This is a genomic window from Moraxella marmotae, assembly GCF_042219885.1.
Lineage (GTDB): Bacteria > Pseudomonadota > Gammaproteobacteria > Pseudomonadales > Moraxellaceae > Moraxella > Moraxella marmotae.
Genome location: NZ_JBHJHR010000002.1, coordinates 1,822,741 through 1,840,248, shown reverse-complemented (window position 1 = coordinate 1,840,248; position 17,508 = coordinate 1,822,741). Strand labels below are relative to the sequence as shown.

Here is a 17,508-nt window from a genome sequence, read left to right as displayed (position 1 = left end):
ACGCTTTCTCCTAATAAAAAAACCGCCCTTTATGGACGGTTTTGCCTAAAAAAAATGTTAACCTAAAAATATAATATCATCTTTGTCAAAGCTGGGTATGCCTTGTTCTAAAAACTCATGATATAAAGGTTCACCACACGGCTCAACCAAACTATCATCAACTTCAAACAGGTTTAGCTTGCCACGAATTGGCTTGGGTTTGACATCAATCACATTATCCAGTACCCATGCCCACATGCCATCAGTAATATCATCTGGGGGGCAATTTGCATCATCGGCATCATCTTTTGTTGCTGGACGGCAATCAATCAGATCAACCACGCAAATCGTTGCACCCATCGGAGCAAAATAATATTTGTCTTGATATTCTAGCCAAGTTTTAATGCCAGTTTTGCTACTGCAAATCAACAACTTGCCACGATAATCAGTACGCCATGTTCTCAATTCAATTGTCTTCATATCTAGGCAAATGTCTGTAGCATATGGCTGTCGTACACTTAATGCTTTCATACGCTCTCTCTTTTGTTTTGGCATATTATAGCAAATACCGCTTGTTTACACAGTTGTGAAATGGTAAAAACCACCAACCAATCAGGTTAGGGGCGACAACTTAACAAAGTTATAACGAAATTTTTCATTACGTTATTATCCTATCTCTGCCAACAACTCAAGCATGCCTTGCACATAACCTGTCGCATGGCTTAAATTTCCTTTAATCTTGTTGCGTGCGTGAATTATTCACATAAGGAATTAAATCATCGGTATTTTTATAAATAATTGATAACATAAAATATTCCTTGGCATTGTTCCTAAAATTAGGTGCAATATCACAAAAACAAGGTCATCTAACAAATAAACCTATCAAAGCACCATATTCGATTGGTTCATCAAGTTCATCAGTGATAAACATGAGTTCGCCACCAAATAATAGGATAACAGGAAATAGCAAAAAACCATTGATGGACAACCACCACCAATACCAATCTTGGCGTGTCATTATCTTGCCGTCATCTGTTGCATAGATTGGGCATAATCCATACCAGCCCTTTTTTGTAAACTTTAACTTTCGCATTTTCTAAACCAAAAAAAAAAACCATTTCCCCAGACCGAAGAAATGGCACATAAAAAAGTTAAACCGTGTCTTTTGTATAATACGACCACGATAACATAAATATATCATTTTCTGTTCGAACAGTCAAGCACTTTGTACGGCTAACCGCTCTTCGGCAAGTTTAGCCAAAAACCCTGAGCGAGTGTCATGGGTTTTTGCCACATAATCATCGACTTTTTTCAGTAAATGCTCGCTCCATGAAACATTAAAGCGGACTTGTTTGTCAAATGCGGTTTCATCAATGGCAACCACCGCCCAAATCACCCCATTATAATCAGGGTCAGTTTGCAAACTCTCAATCGTTGAAGTCTTAAATTCAAACGGCATATCCAGCTCAAGCATGGTGGCAATATGTTTTTGTAGTAATGATTTGGTATTGTCAATTGTCTCATCAATGGTATCACCAAATCCAAAACAGCCATCAACATCAGGCACGACAGAAGCGTAATTTTGCATACCGTCATCTTTGCTAATCGCAATCGGATAGTGTAACATGGCATTCTCCTTTTGGCTTTTATGAAGTTGCCCTAGTTGGTCAGCTAGGGCAAGCTACTAGAATTTAAGACCGCTGATACGCTTGGCTTTGGATAGCTGCAACCTTGATACATCTTTTCTAGGGTAGGATAGTGAGATTAACTCATTAATACCATCTTTCTTGAGTATCACATGGCTTGTACTATCGTGGCGAACCACCTGCCAGCCATCAGCTTCTAGTAACTTAATCAACTCGCTGCTTTTCATAAAAGCCCCTTTGTTGTTAAGTTGTGTGTATTATTACACATTTAAAGCACAAAGTCAAGGATTTTTGTGTATTTTTACACAATTAAGGTTTGATTTGTCTTAATCCTGCCAAGTAATGTTGCCCTGCCAACACCGCTGTATATACTTGGTTGTGCGTCATATTTGCCGTTTGCATCAACTCACGCAATGACCGCCCATGCACCTTATGTTCAATCACCAAGGTTACTTGATTTGGCAAAATCTGCATACCGTCTATGAGCAAAAGATTAATCTCGCCTGCTTCATCATCGCTAATCTCGCACCGTGGGTAATGCCTACTCGTCCTAGGCTCGACCGACTGCATCAGCCAATAGATTTGGTTTTCATGCAAGCCATCGGGCAAATGACCGCCCTTCATCATGCAAGTATTGCACCACGCCCCAAACTGCGTTAGCCACTCATCAATCGTGTACTTTTGCCAGTTCATCAATCCCCCCACATCAAAAACAGCAAACAACACACCGCATGAGCCAAATGCGGCAATCCGCTCTCACTATCTAGCCGCTCGCCTGCCCACCATGCCGATAAATGCCGATGGCAAGCGTCAAAATAGCGTGTTTTGGCGTTATCCACCTGTTGCCAGTTATCCGCCCCATACTTTGCCGCCCCAAATTCCAAGACGGCGATAACTTGCCATAATGCCGCCATCGGCAATAGGCTAAAGCGTGGCTTGCCGTGGTCATATTTTTGTCCGTCTTTCACTCACTATCGCCTTAAACTGCTTGATAAACTCATCATAACTCATCTTAACAGGCATACCGCCATCAATCTCAACCCAAATGTTGCCGTGGCTATCGGCTTTATCGCTATTAATTTTGGCGGTCTGCCCTGTGGCTTGATTGTAATATTTCATATCTCCACCACATCAATCCCATGCACAATTTTCATCAAATGCTTTTTTAGCCGATAGGTTTTGTCTTTTTTGGTGATGGCGGATTTGACATCTTCCACCACCTGCTCGCCATAGCGATTGAGATACACGAAATCGGCGATATAACGCACGCTAGGACGCTTTCGGCTCTCGCCTGCTATCTTGACACCGTCCAACAAATGAAATCGCTCTTGTAGCGTTAAACCGCTAATCTCGCCTGCCTTTTCCATCGCTTTTAGGGTTAGGTATCGGCTGGCTTCTTTTTTGCTGTCAAATACGATACCGTCAATCGTTGTTTTTTTATTTTTGTACTTCAATCGCCACCGCCTTGTACAAAAAATCAGCATAACTAACCAAATAATTTGCTCCAAATTCATCAATGAGTTCAACCATGCCCGTATAGCCAAACAAATCATTGTAGCTATCGTCCATCTCTACCACTTCAACTTGCCGACCTTCAAACAAATATTTCATATAAATTCTCGCACCCATAACAAATCTTCGGGTGTGGGCAACAAAATCCCCTTGCTGTATGCATCAACTTCAATTTGATTTAGATATTCGCTAAATTGCGAAGTACTCGCCTTTGTCGTGCTTAAAAAATGTTTCGTCATCGGCAAAGCCACCGTTTTTTCATAATCCGCCTGATGCCGTAGCGTTCGCATTTGCTCAAATAACATCGCCATCTCGCCGTCATCTCTGGCGTAAATTTTTGCCAACAGATTGCGTTTATAATACAAATGCCAATCAGCGTCGCCTTGCCCTGTTTGACTTTGCAAATAGTGTAGCCATAGCCAATACAGGCGGTTTTGGGCTTGGCTTCGTGTCTCGTCTTTATCGGTGATAATCACATTGGGTATCCCTACCTGTTGCCGTCTGATGATTTCACTGATGCACTGTGTTAGTACATCATCGTTAATAATTCGATAACGCACGATTTACCAGCTCCAGTTTGCCCATAAACCAATCTTTGGCGTATTGCCGATGAATGCCCTGATATTGGTCTAATTTGCGATGGCAAGCATGGCATAGCGGTATGGTAAATTCATCATCGGCTTTTTTGCCCATACCCTTGCCAAACGCCTGCCAGTTGGCATGTGCCGCTTGTGATGGCGGATTGGCTCCGCAGCCCACACAGCTCATTTGGCGGATTTTTTGTAATCTTGTCATGGCTTGTATCGCTGCATCAAGTCGTTAATGTACGCATCAGACGCTGGGGTATGGGTGCTGTTTTCGCTGTATCCTAGAGCCGTCGGTGGTACATACTCGCTACAAGCCACACCATCACGCACCAAGCGATTGACGATAAACTGGTAAGCGTCCTTGAAGGCGTTTTCTGCTCGGTATTTATCGCCATCAGTACGCCAGTTTTGCCATAGGTGGTAAGTCTGGTCATACGCCTGTTTTTCTGCCACGCTAATCTTGCCCCGTTTGTCGTTTTCTAGCCATTTGACCAGATTGCCCAAAGCCCCTGATTTGCCAATGTAGCTGTCGGCGATGGCGTCTGAATGCGAAAAATCCACCTGCCCCAAGCACCATCTGCGAAACAGTGCAGGGTCAGGACAAAACGCCCTATCACGCACCACCTGCAAGCCTAGACCGATTTGTTCACGAGACAAATCGCCAATGCACAGCTCCATACTTGAGTAAATCGCCTGATAATTCATGCCTTCAAAGGTTTTGGCAAAAGAGCGTGGCACTAACGCCTTGATCATATCCACGGTTGTCTGTACGGCTAACTGCATCACTCACCCCACGCCTGTTGCCACTGCTTGACCAGCACATTGCCCTGTGGTGGGATTGGCTGCTCGGTTCGTGAAAAATACCAATCCGCCTTGAACGACTGCCAGCCCATCTCAAGGGCAAACTGCAAAGCGTCATTGAGCGAAATCCCAGCTTGGTTTGCCTGATGGATAATTCCGCTTAACGCCGTTTGGGTCAGTTTGGTTTTTCTGATCGCTAAAAAATCTTTGGCAACTTGATCAGCTACCCCAAGATTGACCAAATCCTGTTTGTCCAAAAATTTTTTCGCGCGTGTATTACTAATAGGTTCTATAATAGGTTCTCTTATAGGTTCTATAATAGGATTGGGTGGTAAATTTACTAGGGGGTCAGCGGTAAATTTACCAGGGGGGTGCGGTAAATTTACAGGGGGGTTAGGGGTAAATTTACTAGGGGTGGTAAAATTACTAGGGGTAGTAAAATTACCGTTTTCCCCCTGTAAATTTACTAGGGGGGTACTGGTAGATTTACTAGGGGTATCATTAGCATTTGGCTCGGTATTATTAACCAAATCTAAATTTAACTGATAAACTTTTGAGCCAAATTCTGAGACTTTTTGGGTATCAAAAATCAGCCCCAATTCGGTCAAATCTTTTAAACATTTGCGAACAGTTTTTTCAGATAATCTTGTTTTATCCATCATGGTTTTTACCGATGGATAGCACTCGTTGGCATCATTAGCATAGCTGGCTAAAATTAACAGTAAATGCGATTGGGGGCTGGTTACCGTGATGTTTTGCTCCGTTGCCCATGCCATGGCTTTAAAACTCATGATTTATCTCCGTTGTAATAATACACACAAATTAAAGCACCGCCCTGACGCACTCGCTCACAGACGATGGGTTCACCGTTTTGGCGAAATTGCTGATAAACTCTGGTAGGACTGGTAACGCCGAACATTTGCCGAGCCTGTTTGCCTGTGGTTTTGGCTTTGGTGCGTTTTAGGTAGTCTAGCCATTTGGCGGGCCCACCGTCTTTTTTGAGCTTGGCTTTTTTGATGGCGGTGGGTTTTGGACGGGTAACAGTATCCAGCTGGGTAATCGTACCGCCCCCTGCCAAAAACTCGGCGATTTGGCTGTCAATTTCGGCGGATTTGATACGGTTTAGGGTGTCTTGGTAGTAGTTCATTAGCGTGCATCTCTGGAAATTTTTCTAAGCTCTGGGCATAAATCCACTGCCTTAAACTTGCCATTGGTGATTATCTCGGCTTTGGTTGCAATCACCGCCCCCATTCTCGCCTTGCCACTAAGCCAAGCATGGACGCTAGGTTGTGTGATGCCAAGCTGCCGAGCGGTTTCTACCTGTGAACCAAAATGATTAACGAGTTCTTGATAGTCCATATAAATAAACCTGTGATATTTTTATAATATCGGTATATTTTATAGTTTTATCTATGATAAATCAATAGATAAAATTATTTGATTATATATAGTTGGAACTATATAATAGGAATATATCAGCCAGCACAAGGGTTTTATCATGGAAACATTAGCCGACAGATTAAAATTTGCTCGCAAAAACGCCAAAATCAGCCAAGCCGCCGTTGCTAAGGCGGTGGGCATTTCACAGCCAAGCTATCAAGCGTTAGAGAGCGGTAAAAGCGGTAAGAGTGCTTTTTTGCCACAGATTGCCAACGCCTTAAAAGTGAACATTAACTGGCTCGCCACAGGTCAAGGCGAAATCAAAAGCCCCCAGCAGGTGGTTGATGAGCTGATAGAATCGATGCCCAACGGCATCACCCATGACCAGATTGAGCCTTGGCGGCAGCAGACATGGGTAGAAGTGTATGATTTGAAATTTTGTTGCGGTGATGGCAGTGGCTATGCCGAATTTGAACCCCTAAAAAAAACGCTACCATTTGATGATAGCTTTTTTCGTTTTAGGGGGGTGAAACCTGAATTTTTTAAGATCATCTATGCCAAAGGCGATAGCATGGCTCCCTACATCAACGAAGGCGATGCCGTGGGGCTAGACATCAGCGACAAAATCCCCAAGGACGGCGAAGCCTACGCCCTGTTTTTGGACGGTGATACCATGATTAAGCGGATTTTTCGAGAAGCTGGCGGCGTGCTGATACTCTCAAGCGATAACAAGGCGTATAAGGATAAAATCGTCGATGACCATAACGGCGATAGCCTAATCATCATTGGGCGTGTGGCGTATCGCAGTGGTTGAGCTTAAAAATTTATAATGCTATAATCCGCTTAGCTGGATTTTGAAACGATGACACAATACATAAAGCACTCTCCAAAGGCATTGAGCCATTATCGACGGCAGTTATCACTGTCTAGGGAGACGCTTGCCAAAAAATCCGCCATTGCCCTATCCAAGATCGAAAAAGGCGAACAACAAACCACCGTTTTTACCTTTAAACAAATCCAAAAGTTAGCCAAAATTCTGATGGTTGCTGATTTTTGTTTATTGTCAGACATCATCAAAGATATTGATGTACCCCAGCAGATAGACTACCGCAATCACTTAGAGCCTGACCAAGAAGAAGAGCAGTATTTGCTCCAAAAGGCAATCAGAGATGTTGCCACCAGCCGAGAAGATTTGATTTATACCTATGACAGCCTAGCGATAGAGCCACAGCCTTTTTTGCTACAATTGTCGGGCAATGATGCCATCGGTGATGCCAATCGCATTCGCCAGTTTTTTAATGTCAATGAACAAAATTTCAAACTGCACCAAAACGATGATTATTACCGAGCATGGCGAAATCTGATCGAAAGTAAAGACATCATCGTGCTAGAAATCGCTCGGACAAAAATCAACTCCGAAGGCATGGCGTTATACTACCCCATCTTGCCTGTGATTGCCATTTTATCATCAGGGCAGACGGCATCTAGAAAGCTGTTTACCATGGTGCATGAGCTGGTACACCTTGGGCTAAGACAAAGTGCGGTAGATGGTCAGCTATTGATGAATGATACCGCCATCGAACGCTATTGTAACCAAGTGGCAGGTCATGTATTGGTACCTGAACACAGCTTGGATCGGTTATTTTGTCATCATTTGCCCTTGGCAGAGAACATCTACCGCATTCGCAAGCACCTAAGGGTGAGTAAACAAGCCATCGCCATTCAACTACTGCTGACGCACAGAATCAGCCAGCTGGAGTTTGATAACTACATGAGCAGCCAAAAGCTCGATGGCTTTGGTAAGACTGGCAAACAATACACCGCCTACCATCGTTTTGGTAAGAATTTTGTCCAGCAGGTTTTATCGGCGGTATGGGGCAATGATGTAAGCATCAGTTCGGCTCTAAAAATTCTAAAAATAGACACGGTCGAACAGCTTAACTATCTGGAAGAAAAGGTGTTTTCATGATTTGTTGCCTTGACACCAATTCTATTTTGGATTTTTGTTATCGCTATTATCCACAGGCGATGTTTGGCAGTCTGTGGGAATCGCTCGATGCTGCCATATTGGCAAATCAAATCAAATTTGTCATTGCACAGCACATCTACACCGAGACCACCGATAAAATCTCATACATGGGCTATGATAGGACGGTATTTGATGCGTTTTTGGCAGCTTTTCGAGTACAGATTATTGGCGGCTATGATGCCGATTTATCCGCACTAAAAGCCGACTTAATGTCCATCACCACCGCCATCACAGCCCAACGGCTTAGCCACTTAGATAACGATCTATCCAGCATTTGCGTATCTAGGACGCATGGCTGCACCGTGATTACTTCAGAACAGGGCTTTAATAACGACATTGCCACCGCTACCAATATCCGAAACCTAAAAATCCCAGATATTTGCCGTCATTTTAATATATCTTGCGGCAGTTGGCTTATCATTTTTAAGACCATCGGTTTTCGTGCCTAACCCCACAACTGTCAAGGCATGGATTTGCATTTGATTTACAAAGCCGTGAATACATGGGCATGACCGAAGTGGCAGTACTGCCTGACAAAAAACTGATGCACATTCGGGAAGATGTGTATGAAGCGTTGCATGGGAACGACCCTAGGGCAAGATTTACTATTGCCCATGAGTTTGGTCATCTGTTTATGCACAAAGGCGTTGCACTAAATCGTGGTGATGGCAATCATAAAACATACGAAGACAGCGAATGGCAAGCCAATCAGTTTGCTGCTGAGTTATTAGCACCATTAAAGGGGTGTGTTGGACTATCCATTGATGAAATAATGACAAAATACAAGATTAGTTACCAGTGTGCCGCACTAAGGTACAAAGAATGCAAAAGCTGATAACTTATTGCTAAGCTATCAGCTTGGGTGCTGTTAAGTAACCGAGCAGCACGCTCAAAAACTTTACAACATGATGTGAGAGTCTGTATTGTATCAAGTTTTTGGGTCATAAATCAACTTCGGTTACATTTTTGTAATAGGAGTTCAGTTATGAACTTAAAAAAACTGGGTACAAAGCCTGCCCCAAAAGGCTTTAAATGGGTGTGTTGTCGTACTCGACGAGTAAAAGGGAAGTCTCAAAAATTCCTAGACGCACACGACTACGGTTATCAAGCATGGTGTTTTTTAGTACGATGCTGATTGACCGATAAAACAAGTGCAACTTGGGCGATCTTGCGAATGCAGGGTCGTTTTTTTTCACCCCAAACCACCCCCATGGGTGGTTTTTTGTTCTTTTTTTTGATTGTACTATTGTACTCATAAAAGAAAAAGCATATAATAGGCATGTGGACTGGGTATCATCATAACCGATGTGTCATTCCTAGTCGGCAAAAGACTCTAGCTTTGGTTGGGGTCTTTTGTTTTTTATGGGAATATTTTTAATCCATATCCCTGATAATCTTTCTGCAACATTTTATCATATTATTATGAAGCGTAAAACAACCACCCCCACGGGTGGTTTTTTTGTTGTCTTTTTTATTTCTTTAAAAAAAATAGCCATTAAAAAATAGTTATAATTATCAATAATTTATAGATTTTTTTATCATAAAATATAGTTTTTGCTATTTTTTACTTGCTTATAATTATAGTTGTAGCTATAATACCCCCATCAGCCAATGAAACTGATTTTAATTATTTAACAGCCTGGAAGCCCTACCGTGCAGGGAAAATCACGGCGTTATCGCCTTTGATAACAAAGCCCAAACCACCGTGGCAGATAACGGAGTTAATCAATTATTGCCAATGGTTTTGCCGTTGGCAATGCTGGATTAACTAAGGAGAGACTTATGTTACAGCTTTGTCCCCAGTCAGACCATGAATATAGCCTTGAGAGCCGAACAGGCGAAATCTACTTGCAGTACGCCGAGCGATTAGCAGAGCATGATGACTACCCCTATGTGTGCATCAGGTTTAAATTTGACCATGATGGCGATTGGCACGATGAAGACGGCATACGCTACTATCACAGCCGATATGCCGAAGTTACCGATCATCATCTGGTCGAAATCTACGATGGCAACGCCTTTATTAGCAGCTTGCCTAAGCATATCACCCAAGCATTTAAGCCATTTATCAACCAATGGCTATTATCCGAGCTAAACAACATGGAGATGGTCGCATGAGAAAAGTTTTATTGATGACGCTAAAAGATATGATTAGCGTATTGCCCTTTGCCATGATTTTGGCGTATCTGTTTATGCTGTGCATTGATGGCAGTTTACGCCTGTGGGGGTATTGATGCAAGAGATTATCAGCGAGCGTATCGGCAAAACCGAAAGCCGCCTAGTAAGCAAACTAACGGTTGTTTATGACGATAATCGCACGCTCATTACCGCCGCCAAAGTTTTTGTTAATCAGCACGAAATTTCATTAGATTTGTCCGATAGCCAAGACGCCGAATTGGTTATCGATTTGGCGTTACATGCAGGGATTTGTGAGCCAGCGATAGGAGTAGCACAATGAACGATGCCGATTATAGCGATTATATCGATGAGCAATTTTCGTTAGATGAACAGATGCAAATTGATGATGAACGCCAGTATTTTGACCTACTGACAGATGAATTTGGTTTACCGTTTGGGAGTGAAATATGAATTTATATCAAATTAACCAAGAGCTACAAGACGGCATGACCGCCTTGGGCGAAATGCTAGAAGCTGGCGAAACCCCACCGCAGTCCATCATTGATGAGCTGCTAAATCTCAAAAGCGATTTGAGCGATAAACTGGTCAATTACGGCAAGTTTGTCAAAAACACGCAAGCAGACATTGACAGCTTAGATGGCGAAATCAAGCGTCTCACGGCAAGAAAAAAAGTGCTACAAAACCGCACCGACATTCTCAAGCACAGCATGCTACAGGCGATGCTTGATAACAATATTGATAGGATTGATGACCCTGTTATGCCTATCCGCCTACAAAATAGCCCTGCTGCCGTGCAGCTGTCGGTAAGTGCTGATGACTTGCCAGATGAATTTAAAAAAGTGGAAATCAAAGCCAACAATACCGCACTTGCCAAGGCACTCAAAGCAGGGGCAGTGATTGCAGGTGCTGCACTGGTGCAGCATAAGCACATAAGGATTGGTTAAATGGATAATCTTAGTTTGTGGAATAAAGCTGCTCGGGTTCCTGAGCAGTTTTTAAAACCGATTGGATTTGGCAAACTCAAAGGCAAATCAGACATCAATCCGCAATGGCGGCTAATGATGATGACTGAATGCTTTGGGGTTGTCGGACATGGCTGGACTTATCGCATCGTCAGAACATGGAGCGAGCCACACCCCAACGGCTCGCTCATGTGCTTTGCCGAAGTGGCGGTAAAAACCAAGCTCAATGACCAATGGGGCGAAGAGTTTAGCGGTATTGGCGGTTCGGAGATTATCGAGAGCAACAAAAACGGCTTACAGTCCAATGATGACGGCTACAAATGGCGGTAACTGATGCTTTGTCTGTGGCGTTTAAGGCGGTGGGCATCGCTGCTGATATTTATTTTGGCAATTATGATGGCTCAAAATACAGCAAGCCACCAGTTGAGACGGCAGGCTATTATATCAATGACGCCCAAAAAGCCGAGCTGATAAGCTTGCTTGATAGCCTATCCCCTGAACTTAGACAGCAAGTTTTGCAAGAACAATCGGCACGAAGCATCACCATGGAAACCATCGCCCAATCACACTTTACAGGTTGGAGAGACTACCTGATCGGCTTGGGGGCTGGTTATGCACAATGAACTGATTGCACAGCTGATAAAATGTAACAAAAGCCAAGCAAGATTGATTGATGAAGTCATCTATCACGCCGCCCATAATGCACAAATATCCGTTGATGAAATGTTTGAGCTGATAGATGCCAATGAACATTTGGACAACATCGAGCGGCAAAATGCCAAATTGAACAATCTGCTAAGTACAACAATCGGAAAAAAACAATGAGCGTAAACAAAGCGATCTTAATCGGCAGACTGGGCAAAGACCCTGAAGTCCGCCAATTTCAAAGCGGTGATAAAATCGCCACCGCATCACTGGCAACATCGGAACGCTGGGCTGATAAGCAGACTGGCGAACGAAAAGAACACACCGAATGGCACACAATCCAATTTCAAGGAAAATTGGTTGATGTCGCAAGTCAATACCTAAAAAAAGGCTCACAAATCTATGTGGACGGCAAAATCAAAACTCGCAAATGGCAAGACAACCAAGGGCAAGACAGATACAGCACTTATATCCAAGTGGAAAATTTGCAAATGCTGGACAGCTCACAAAACAACACCCAAAATAATGCTCAACAACCGCCCCAATTTGGGACAACTGGGCAGGTGAATAATCAGTTTAATCAACAGTTCGCCCAGCCACAATATCAAGGGCAACAAGGCTATCCACAGCCATCACCACAGACGGCAATGCAACGCCCTGCGGTGAATAATAGTGATATTCCGTTTTAAGTTTTCATAAGCGAAAAAATGACACGCCCAGCTGACGGTGGCGGTCATTGCCCAACATGTGGGGGCTATAACATCAGCAATGATTGATAGTGTCATTTGACTGGGCAATCATCGGCTGGCTCACGATACGAGCTTTTTTAATATAAAAATCAAACCTTGATAAGGGCAAAAAAAACGGTCTTAATGACCGCTTTTTATCGGCTATCACCCCAAATCCGCCAACGCCAGTTGTGCCAAGTAGTTAGAACGACTTTTGTAATAGCTTTTGTTAGCAAGGATTTTTTGGTCAATGCGATATAGCAGCGATTGGGGCAAAGTGATGGTAAGTTTTTCGGCTTTGCCTAAATACGGCGTTAAATCAATCTCTACCATCGCCCAATACATACCTGCATAATCAGGGTGGTGGATATAATCATCAATACTCTTGGGCATGGGAATATCATCACCATCTTGTGCCATACCGTCCAAATGCAGGCTGATGGCTTCTGCGATGTTATGGCACGCTTCGCTATAACTATCGCCGACGCTGACACAGCCCAAAAGGTCAGGCACGACCACACCATAGACGGCTTTACCATTGATAACTTCTTTTTCGATAGCGACTGGATATAACATATATTCTCCTGTTTTTGGCAAGACTGGGCTATTTTAGCTTGTTTTAGTACGCCATACCATGTATTTTTTCAAACCCCATTGACAGCACAAAAAAAGTGGGGTATGATGGCTGTACGGTCTCAAAAGCCTATTTGTTCAACGGTAATCACCCCGTCAGCGTGAATTTTTTTGCCTATCCTAAGGCTAAAAGCATAATCCTTTTTGATTATGGTAAACGGTGCGATGAAATAAGGTAGCTTGCTACACGAATAAATCCGCCTGATTGAACACAGGTTTTGAGCCGTTTACCACCCTAATTCTTCCGTATCACTAAATCAATGACACGAGAAATTTAGGTAAATTTAACCCTATCAAAAAGGTATGTTCAAATGCAAACGCTCACTTTTCACAATATCACTTTAACCCCTGCTAAATTGGATAATCAAATTTGGCTGTCATCATCTGACCTTGCCAAAGCGTTGGGTTATGCAAGTGATAAATCCGTAACAAATTTGTATAATTCCAATTCTGATGAATTTATTTCATCAATGACCGCACTTATTCCCAACCCACAAATGAAAAATGCTAAAATCCGCATTTTCTCCCTGCGTGGTTGCCACCTTATCGCTATGTTTGCCCGTACAGCGACTGCCAAAGCATTTCGCCAGTGGGTGCTAGATATTTTGGATAAAGAAGTGGGCGAGCCAACCACCAACCCCCTATCCACCACCGCCGAGCGTAAAGGGCTGGTGATGGCGGTCAATCGCCTAGCCCAGCAGTATGGCTATACTTATCCCACCGCTTGGAAGCTGGTGCATGAGTATATGAATGTCGAGTCTGCCGATCAGCTCACCACCAGCCAAATCCCTACTGCCATCGCCTATGTGCATAGCCTGATGATGCAAGCAGACCCCAAACTGTATCAGACACTGACTGCTATACCTACCTGAACGAGTATGCCAGACTCACCCAGTATCTGCACGCCCCATCAGATACCCCTGTGCGTCAGACCCTAGCCGATATTATCCGCCTGTCGCAAGAGATGGCACTGACCAACCGCTACGGCTCACCGATGTTTGAGCGTATCGGCAACGAGTGCCGCATGAACTATTACAGCGGTAACGCCCTAATCATGCGTTAATTTTCACCCCCTTTGTCTGCTCATGCCGTATGGCATGGGTGGGCGAACTTCACCCAAAATTTAGCAAAACAAGGAGCAAGCATGAAAACCCGCAAACAAAAACTTGCCAAAAAACACCAACAAGGCAAACGCAACTACCAACGAAAGCTAGACCACGAACACCGCCTACAAGCCGAGCTTGGCACTGACCGCTTTGGCTATTGGCAATTTCCGCTATATGGCATCAGCTCCCAAGAAATCTTTGGACGCAGTCAATGGTTTGGCGATTGGCATCAAGACAAGCCACCCTTGGGCGAGCGTGTTTATCATATTGAGATTGTGATAAAAGAAAAGCAGATTAACCGCACTTTTGTCGATGGCTACCGTACCGAGCCTTGCCGCTTTGGCGATATTTATCATGTGGTGGTTAATCACCTTGACGAGATTTATAAAGAAAATCCCACGCTAAGCCCAGACAGTTATAAGAGCTTTGCTCGTATTAGAACCTAAGGAGATGATTGGAACATGAAAGACAGCACAATTTTATATATAGCCGTGGTTTTGTTTGCTTTGGCGATTATCATCGGTGAAGCACGAGCCAGCACCGCTACATACTACGCCGATAAATTCCATGGTCGCAAGACGGCAAGTGGTGAGATGAATTTAAATCCTTATGTGTACGACTTCACCAATGAGCTAGTACTTGCGACAGTACAGCAAATTGATAACGTATTAATGGAACGCCAAATACAGGAGAACGGCTTAGATGGATAATCAGAGTCAATTACTACCGCTTATTCTAATGATTTTAATGATTGTATGGTTAATGTTCGGAGATTAGTATGGACAGACAATTAAAAATAGCGTTGCTTGCTGCTAGGGTTGTTTTTTTCTTAATGATAGCCAGTGCAGTTATAGCGATTATACAACAAGCTGATGCAGGTACGACTTATGCCACCTACTACGGCGATAAATTCCATGGTCGCAAGACCGCAAGCGGGGAACGCTTTAACCAAAATGCCTTAACTTGTGCGTCAAACAGCCACAAATTCGGCACACGGCTCAAAGTAACCAACACCGCCAATGGCAAATCGGTCATCTGCCGTGTCAATGACCGTGGCGGATTTGGTAAATATGGCGTAAGTGTAGATCTGTCAAAAGCGGCGTTTAAAAGAATTGCACCGCTTGGGCAAGGAAAAGTTAGAGTTAAGATTGAAAAGTTACAATAATGAAAAGTGATAATATGCAAATTAATTTACCGAATATTGGTTATTCCAGCTTGGCAACACTTGCAAAAATGCTAGACATCAACCGTACGACACTGCGTCGCTGGTACAATAGTGGCAAGTTTCCAGAGCCGATTTATTTGAATGGTAAGCCCCGTTTTGACAATCAAGCAGTCTTAAAGTGGGCTGAAAATCATGCCATGGATTGCCAAAACCATAAAGCACAGACAAAAAACAAACTTTTATCCAAATAAGCATCAGCCCGCACGATTGCGGGCTTTTTTTATGCAAAATGTTTACTAATTTGAATACTAAATTATATGTATAAAAATTTATATCCAATAAAATCAAATAGGTTATATTATCTTGAAGTCGGCTTATGATACCCCACACTTTGCCCCACATCGCCAACAAAACCCAGCTGTCGCCACACTTCGTACAGACAAATGCCAACGCTGTTTGCCAGATTTAGGCTGCGTGATTGTGGTAGCATCGGCAAACGCAGCCAATGATCACTGCCAATATCAGCACGCACATCGTCTGGCAAGCCATCGGTTTCAGAACCAAAAACTAACGCCACTTTTGGCAAATCATCTGACAAATTGCCCTGCAAATCACCGCCTACACCAAAACGATACTCATAAAACGGACGGCTAAATTTGGTGGTCATCGCTACCACACAGCCAACGCCTGCCGCTTGCAAGACTTGTCTGGCGTCCGCCCAACTGTCATGCACCTGCATGGTGGCGTATTCGTGATAATCCAGACCAGCCCGCTTTAGGCGAGTGTCGTCCAGCTCAAAGCCTAGCGGCCGCACCAAATGCAGCTGCGCCCCAGTATTGGCACATAGGCGAATGATGCTGCCTGTGTTATTGGGGATTTTTGGCGAATAAAGCACAATGTGAATCAAGGCATCTGTCATGATAAACCACTTAATCAATTTATTTTATTTAAAAATTGGATAAATAATGGTGAAAAAATTATCATTTATGAATGAGCAATTTATAAAGAATCGAAATTACAAAAACTGGCTCACCAAATGATTGACATAGCGAAATCCCAACGCTGTCGGTGCGATACGCAAAGGGTCTGCCACCATCAAACCTTGATGCTGCAATGGCATCATTTCATTATCAATGGTACTTACCAAAAGCCCCGTGCGTGTCTCAAACAGCGTGGTACTGACACCATCTTTAAGCCGCAGGGCATTCATCATAAATTCAAAGGGCAAATTTTCATCAGCAACAGGACAAAAATTCACCATCTTGGGTGCATCACCAAAATCCAAATAATCCTTGGGCAGGCGTGATTTTTGATAGCGATAAATGCCATCAGCATGGGTATGATGGTTATGCAAGGTTATTTTGCCATGACCGCCAGCACCAATGGCGAGATAATCGCCAAATTGCCAATAGTTAAGATTGTGCTGACAAGGTTTGTCCGCTTGCCCCACCCAAGCACTGACTTCATAATTATAAAATCCGTGCTTTGTCAGTACATCACGCCCTGCGATTTCGATGGCTTCCATCATCTCATCATCGGGCAAATCAGGCGGCGTGCGATAAAAGGCAGTGTTTGGCTCAATGGTCAGCTGATACCATGACAAATGTGTCGCCCCTGCTGCCACTGCTGTCGTGATGTCCTGCACCGCTTTATCAGCATTTTGACTGGGCAGACCATACATCAAATCGGCATTAACACGGTCAAAGCCAGCAGCTCTGGCAGCATCAATGGCGGCAATGGCTTGGCTTGGGTTATGAATCCGCCCAAGTGTCTGCAAGGCACTGGTATCAAAGCTCTGCACGCCAATGGATAAGCGATTTATCCCCAATGACAAATACTCGGCAAAGGGAGCGTGTTCAAGCGTACCGGGATTGGCTTCTAAGGTGATTTCGCAATCATCGGCAAATGGGTAAATGGCACGCAAACCACTCAATAAGCGAGCAAATTGAGCAACAGGCAACAAAGATGGCGTACCACCGCCGATAAAAACAGAGCTAATGGCACGATTGCCGCTCAAATCGGCTTGGGCGGCAGCGTCCAACAGCAGTGCATCGACATACTCATCAAACGGTGCTACCACTGGCAGAGCGTGCGAATTAAAATCACAATAAGGGCATTTTTTGATACACCAAGGAATGTGAATGTACAACGATAAAGGAATGTTATCAGGCGACAACCGAAAATCAGGCAACATGA

Annotated in this window: 36 protein-coding genes; 18 read left to right on the top strand and 18 right to left on the bottom strand. The window is 43.7% G+C overall.

Annotated features, from left to right (window positions below; genetic code table 11):
• Nucleotides 1–57 precede the first annotated feature (57 nt).
• From ACFBZI_RS08540 to ACFBZI_RS08470, 15 genes are all read right to left on the bottom strand, one after another.
• Nucleotides 58–510 (bottom strand): ASCH domain-containing protein, encoded by a 453-nt coding sequence (locus ACFBZI_RS08540; protein ID WP_375715907.1) that lies wholly within the window; start codon nt 508–510, stop codon nt 58–60.
• Between the two features lie 331 nt (nt 511–841).
• The gene (locus ACFBZI_RS08535) at nt 842–997 is read right to left on the bottom strand and encodes a hypothetical protein (protein WP_375715906.1); all 156 of its coding nucleotides are present in this window, start codon (nt 995–997) and stop codon (nt 842–844) included.
• Nucleotides 998–1,195: 198 nt separating this feature from the next.
• Nucleotides 1,196–1,606, bottom strand: coding sequence for a type II toxin-antitoxin system HicB family antitoxin (locus ACFBZI_RS08530; RefSeq protein WP_375715905.1), 411 nt, complete (start codon nt 1,604–1,606; stop codon nt 1,196–1,198).
• 57 nt (nt 1,607–1,663) lie between these two features.
• Nucleotides 1,664–1,852: a type II toxin-antitoxin system HicA family toxin gene (locus ACFBZI_RS08525; RefSeq protein WP_375715904.1), complete on the bottom strand. Its 189-nt coding sequence runs from the start codon at nt 1,850–1,852 to the stop codon at nt 1,664–1,666.
• An 82-nt stretch (nt 1,853–1,934) separates the two neighbouring features.
• Nucleotides 1,935–2,318 carry a hypothetical protein gene (locus ACFBZI_RS08520; protein WP_375715903.1) on the bottom strand — a complete coding sequence of 128 codons (384 nt, stop codon included), beginning with the start codon at nt 2,316–2,318 and terminating at the stop codon, nt 1,935–1,937.
• A complete protein-coding gene (locus ACFBZI_RS08515; protein WP_375715902.1) occupies nt 2,318–2,593 on the bottom strand; it encodes a dATP/dGTP diphosphohydrolase domain-containing protein in 276 nt (91 codons plus the stop codon). The genes ACFBZI_RS08520 and ACFBZI_RS08515 overlap by 1 nt, the downstream gene beginning before the upstream one ends.
• A complete protein-coding gene (locus tag ACFBZI_RS08510) occupies nt 2,571–2,744 on the bottom strand; it encodes a hypothetical protein (RefSeq protein ID WP_375715901.1) in 174 nt (57 codons plus the stop codon). Before ACFBZI_RS08510 ends, ACFBZI_RS08515 begins: the two co-directional genes overlap by 23 nt.
• On the bottom strand, nt 2,741–3,079 hold the full coding sequence (locus ACFBZI_RS08505; RefSeq protein ID WP_375715900.1) for a DUF1064 domain-containing protein: 339 nt from the start codon (nt 3,077–3,079) through the stop codon (nt 2,741–2,743). Before ACFBZI_RS08505 ends, ACFBZI_RS08510 begins: the two co-directional genes overlap by 4 nt.
• Nucleotides 3,063–3,236 carry a hypothetical protein gene (locus ACFBZI_RS08500; RefSeq protein ID WP_375715899.1) on the bottom strand — a complete coding sequence of 58 codons (174 nt, stop codon included), beginning with the start codon at nt 3,234–3,236 and terminating at the stop codon, nt 3,063–3,065. The genes ACFBZI_RS08505 and ACFBZI_RS08500 overlap by 17 nt, the downstream gene beginning before the upstream one ends.
• Nucleotides 3,233–3,697 (bottom strand): hypothetical protein, encoded by a 465-nt coding sequence (locus tag ACFBZI_RS08495; protein ID WP_375715898.1) that lies wholly within the window; start codon nt 3,695–3,697, stop codon nt 3,233–3,235. Before ACFBZI_RS08495 ends, ACFBZI_RS08500 begins: the two co-directional genes overlap by 4 nt.
• A complete protein-coding gene (locus ACFBZI_RS08490) occupies nt 3,678–3,932 on the bottom strand; it encodes a DUF968 domain-containing protein (protein ID WP_375715897.1) in 255 nt (84 codons plus the stop codon). The genes ACFBZI_RS08495 and ACFBZI_RS08490 overlap by 20 nt, the downstream gene beginning before the upstream one ends.
• Entirely contained in the window at nt 3,929–4,507 is a 579-nt protein-coding gene (locus ACFBZI_RS08485; RefSeq protein ID WP_375715896.1) for a hypothetical protein, read from the bottom strand. Before ACFBZI_RS08485 ends, ACFBZI_RS08490 begins: the two co-directional genes overlap by 4 nt.
• A complete protein-coding gene (locus tag ACFBZI_RS08480) occupies nt 4,507–5,316 on the bottom strand; it encodes a helix-turn-helix domain-containing protein (protein ID WP_375715895.1) in 810 nt (269 codons plus the stop codon). The genes ACFBZI_RS08485 and ACFBZI_RS08480 overlap by 1 nt, the downstream gene beginning before the upstream one ends.
• Nucleotides 5,313–5,672: a hypothetical protein gene (locus ACFBZI_RS08475; RefSeq protein ID WP_375715894.1), complete on the bottom strand. Its 360-nt coding sequence runs from the start codon at nt 5,670–5,672 to the stop codon at nt 5,313–5,315. Before ACFBZI_RS08475 ends, ACFBZI_RS08480 begins: the two co-directional genes overlap by 4 nt.
• A complete protein-coding gene (locus ACFBZI_RS08470) occupies nt 5,672–5,884 on the bottom strand; it encodes a Cro/CI family transcriptional regulator (RefSeq protein ID WP_375715893.1) in 213 nt (70 codons plus the stop codon). Before ACFBZI_RS08470 ends, ACFBZI_RS08475 begins: the two co-directional genes overlap by 1 nt.
• Before the next feature lie 139 nt (nt 5,885–6,023).
• On the opposite strand from ACFBZI_RS08470, the gene ACFBZI_RS08465 reads away from it, so the two are divergent.
• The 12 genes from ACFBZI_RS08465 to ACFBZI_RS08410 all read left to right on the top strand — a co-directional run bounded on the left by ACFBZI_RS08465 (nt 6,024) and on the right by ACFBZI_RS08410 (nt 12,369).
• Nucleotides 6,024–6,719 carry an XRE family transcriptional regulator gene (locus ACFBZI_RS08465; RefSeq protein WP_375715892.1) on the top strand — a complete coding sequence of 232 codons (696 nt, stop codon included), beginning with the start codon at nt 6,024–6,026 and terminating at the stop codon, nt 6,717–6,719.
• Nucleotides 6,720–6,767: 48 nt separating this feature from the next.
• Nucleotides 6,768–7,874: an ImmA/IrrE family metallo-endopeptidase gene (locus tag ACFBZI_RS08460; protein ID WP_375715891.1), complete on the top strand. Its 1,107-nt coding sequence runs from the start codon at nt 6,768–6,770 to the stop codon at nt 7,872–7,874.
• Nucleotides 7,871–8,383, top strand: a complete 513-nt coding sequence (locus ACFBZI_RS08455; protein WP_375715890.1) for a DUF4411 family protein — start codon at nt 7,871–7,873, stop codon at nt 8,381–8,383. Before ACFBZI_RS08460 ends, ACFBZI_RS08455 begins: the two co-directional genes overlap by 4 nt.
• A 53-nt stretch (nt 8,384–8,436) precedes the next feature.
• Nucleotides 8,437–8,769 carry an ImmA/IrrE family metallo-endopeptidase gene (locus ACFBZI_RS08450; protein WP_375715889.1) on the top strand — a complete coding sequence of 111 codons (333 nt, stop codon included), beginning with the start codon at nt 8,437–8,439 and terminating at the stop codon, nt 8,767–8,769.
• Nucleotides 8,770–9,716: 947 nt separating this feature from the next.
• On the top strand, nt 9,717–10,052 hold the full coding sequence (locus tag ACFBZI_RS08445; protein WP_375715888.1) for a hypothetical protein: 336 nt from the start codon (nt 9,717–9,719) through the stop codon (nt 10,050–10,052).
• Nucleotides 10,053–10,167: 115 nt separating this feature from the next.
• Nucleotides 10,168–10,392, top strand: coding sequence for a hypothetical protein (locus ACFBZI_RS08440; protein WP_375715887.1), 225 nt, complete (start codon nt 10,168–10,170; stop codon nt 10,390–10,392).
• Nucleotides 10,389–10,523: a hypothetical protein gene (locus tag ACFBZI_RS08435; RefSeq protein ID WP_375715886.1), complete on the top strand. Its 135-nt coding sequence runs from the start codon at nt 10,389–10,391 to the stop codon at nt 10,521–10,523. Before ACFBZI_RS08440 ends, ACFBZI_RS08435 begins: the two co-directional genes overlap by 4 nt.
• Nucleotides 10,520–11,017, top strand: coding sequence for a siphovirus Gp157 family protein (locus ACFBZI_RS08430; RefSeq protein ID WP_375715885.1), 498 nt, complete (start codon nt 10,520–10,522; stop codon nt 11,015–11,017). The genes ACFBZI_RS08435 and ACFBZI_RS08430 overlap by 4 nt, the downstream gene beginning before the upstream one ends.
• Nucleotides 11,018–11,365, top strand: coding sequence for a hypothetical protein (locus ACFBZI_RS08425; RefSeq protein WP_375715884.1), 348 nt, complete (start codon nt 11,018–11,020; stop codon nt 11,363–11,365).
• Nucleotides 11,356–11,658 carry a hypothetical protein gene (locus tag ACFBZI_RS08420; protein WP_375715883.1) on the top strand — a complete coding sequence of 101 codons (303 nt, stop codon included), beginning with the start codon at nt 11,356–11,358 and terminating at the stop codon, nt 11,656–11,658. The genes ACFBZI_RS08425 and ACFBZI_RS08420 overlap by 10 nt, the downstream gene beginning before the upstream one ends.
• Nucleotides 11,648–11,860, top strand: a complete 213-nt coding sequence (locus ACFBZI_RS08415) for a hypothetical protein (protein ID WP_375715882.1) — start codon at nt 11,648–11,650, stop codon at nt 11,858–11,860. Before ACFBZI_RS08420 ends, ACFBZI_RS08415 begins: the two co-directional genes overlap by 11 nt.
• Nucleotides 11,857–12,369 carry a single-stranded DNA-binding protein gene (locus ACFBZI_RS08410; protein WP_375715881.1) on the top strand — a complete coding sequence of 171 codons (513 nt, stop codon included), beginning with the start codon at nt 11,857–11,859 and terminating at the stop codon, nt 12,367–12,369. Before ACFBZI_RS08415 ends, ACFBZI_RS08410 begins: the two co-directional genes overlap by 4 nt.
• Before the next feature lie 204 nt (nt 12,370–12,573).
• Here the strand turns inward: ACFBZI_RS08410 and ACFBZI_RS08405 are convergent, their stop codons facing one another.
• Entirely contained in the window at nt 12,574–12,984 is a 411-nt protein-coding gene (locus ACFBZI_RS08405; RefSeq protein WP_375715880.1) for a type II toxin-antitoxin system HicB family antitoxin, read from the bottom strand.
• A 368-nt stretch (nt 12,985–13,352) separates the two neighbouring features.
• On the opposite strand from ACFBZI_RS08405, the gene ACFBZI_RS08400 reads away from it, so the two are divergent.
• The 6 genes from ACFBZI_RS08400 (at nt 13,353) to ACFBZI_RS08375 (ending at nt 15,563) form a co-directional block, all read left to right on the top strand.
• Nucleotides 13,353–13,913, top strand: coding sequence for a BRO-N domain-containing protein (locus ACFBZI_RS08400; protein ID WP_375715879.1), 561 nt, complete (start codon nt 13,353–13,355; stop codon nt 13,911–13,913).
• Nucleotides 13,914–13,963: 50 nt separating this feature from the next.
• Nucleotides 13,964–14,104 (top strand): hypothetical protein, encoded by a 141-nt coding sequence (locus ACFBZI_RS08395; protein ID WP_375715878.1) that lies wholly within the window; start codon nt 13,964–13,966, stop codon nt 14,102–14,104.
• An 81-nt stretch (nt 14,105–14,185) separates the two neighbouring features.
• The gene (locus ACFBZI_RS08390) at nt 14,186–14,593 is read left to right on the top strand and encodes a hypothetical protein (RefSeq protein ID WP_375715877.1); all 408 of its coding nucleotides are present in this window, start codon (nt 14,186–14,188) and stop codon (nt 14,591–14,593) included.
• A gap of 15 nt (nt 14,594–14,608) precedes the next feature.
• Nucleotides 14,609–14,857 (top strand): hypothetical protein, encoded by a 249-nt coding sequence (locus ACFBZI_RS08385; RefSeq protein ID WP_375715876.1) that lies wholly within the window; start codon nt 14,609–14,611, stop codon nt 14,855–14,857.
• A gap of 68 nt (nt 14,858–14,925) precedes the next feature.
• Nucleotides 14,926–15,312: a septal ring lytic transglycosylase RlpA family protein gene (locus tag ACFBZI_RS08380; RefSeq protein ID WP_375715875.1), complete on the top strand. Its 387-nt coding sequence runs from the start codon at nt 14,926–14,928 to the stop codon at nt 15,310–15,312.
• Nucleotides 15,312–15,563: a helix-turn-helix transcriptional regulator gene (locus tag ACFBZI_RS08375; RefSeq protein ID WP_375715874.1), complete on the top strand. Its 252-nt coding sequence runs from the start codon at nt 15,312–15,314 to the stop codon at nt 15,561–15,563. The genes ACFBZI_RS08380 and ACFBZI_RS08375 overlap by 1 nt, the downstream gene beginning before the upstream one ends.
• A gap of 107 nt (nt 15,564–15,670) precedes the next feature.
• On the opposite strand, the gene ACFBZI_RS08370 is transcribed toward ACFBZI_RS08375, so the two are convergent.
• Both ACFBZI_RS08370 and hemW read right to left on the bottom strand, forming a co-directional pair.
• On the bottom strand, nt 15,671–16,231 hold the full coding sequence (locus ACFBZI_RS08370; protein WP_375715873.1) for a tRNA (cytidine(34)-2'-O)-methyltransferase: 561 nt from the start codon (nt 16,229–16,231) through the stop codon (nt 15,671–15,673).
• 96 nt (nt 16,232–16,327) lie between these two features.
• Nucleotides 16,328–17,506 carry a radical SAM family heme chaperone HemW gene (gene hemW, locus ACFBZI_RS08365; protein ID WP_375715872.1) on the bottom strand — a complete coding sequence of 393 codons (1,179 nt, stop codon included), beginning with the start codon at nt 17,504–17,506 and terminating at the stop codon, nt 16,328–16,330.
• Between the last annotated feature and the right edge of the window lie 2 nt (nt 17,507–17,508).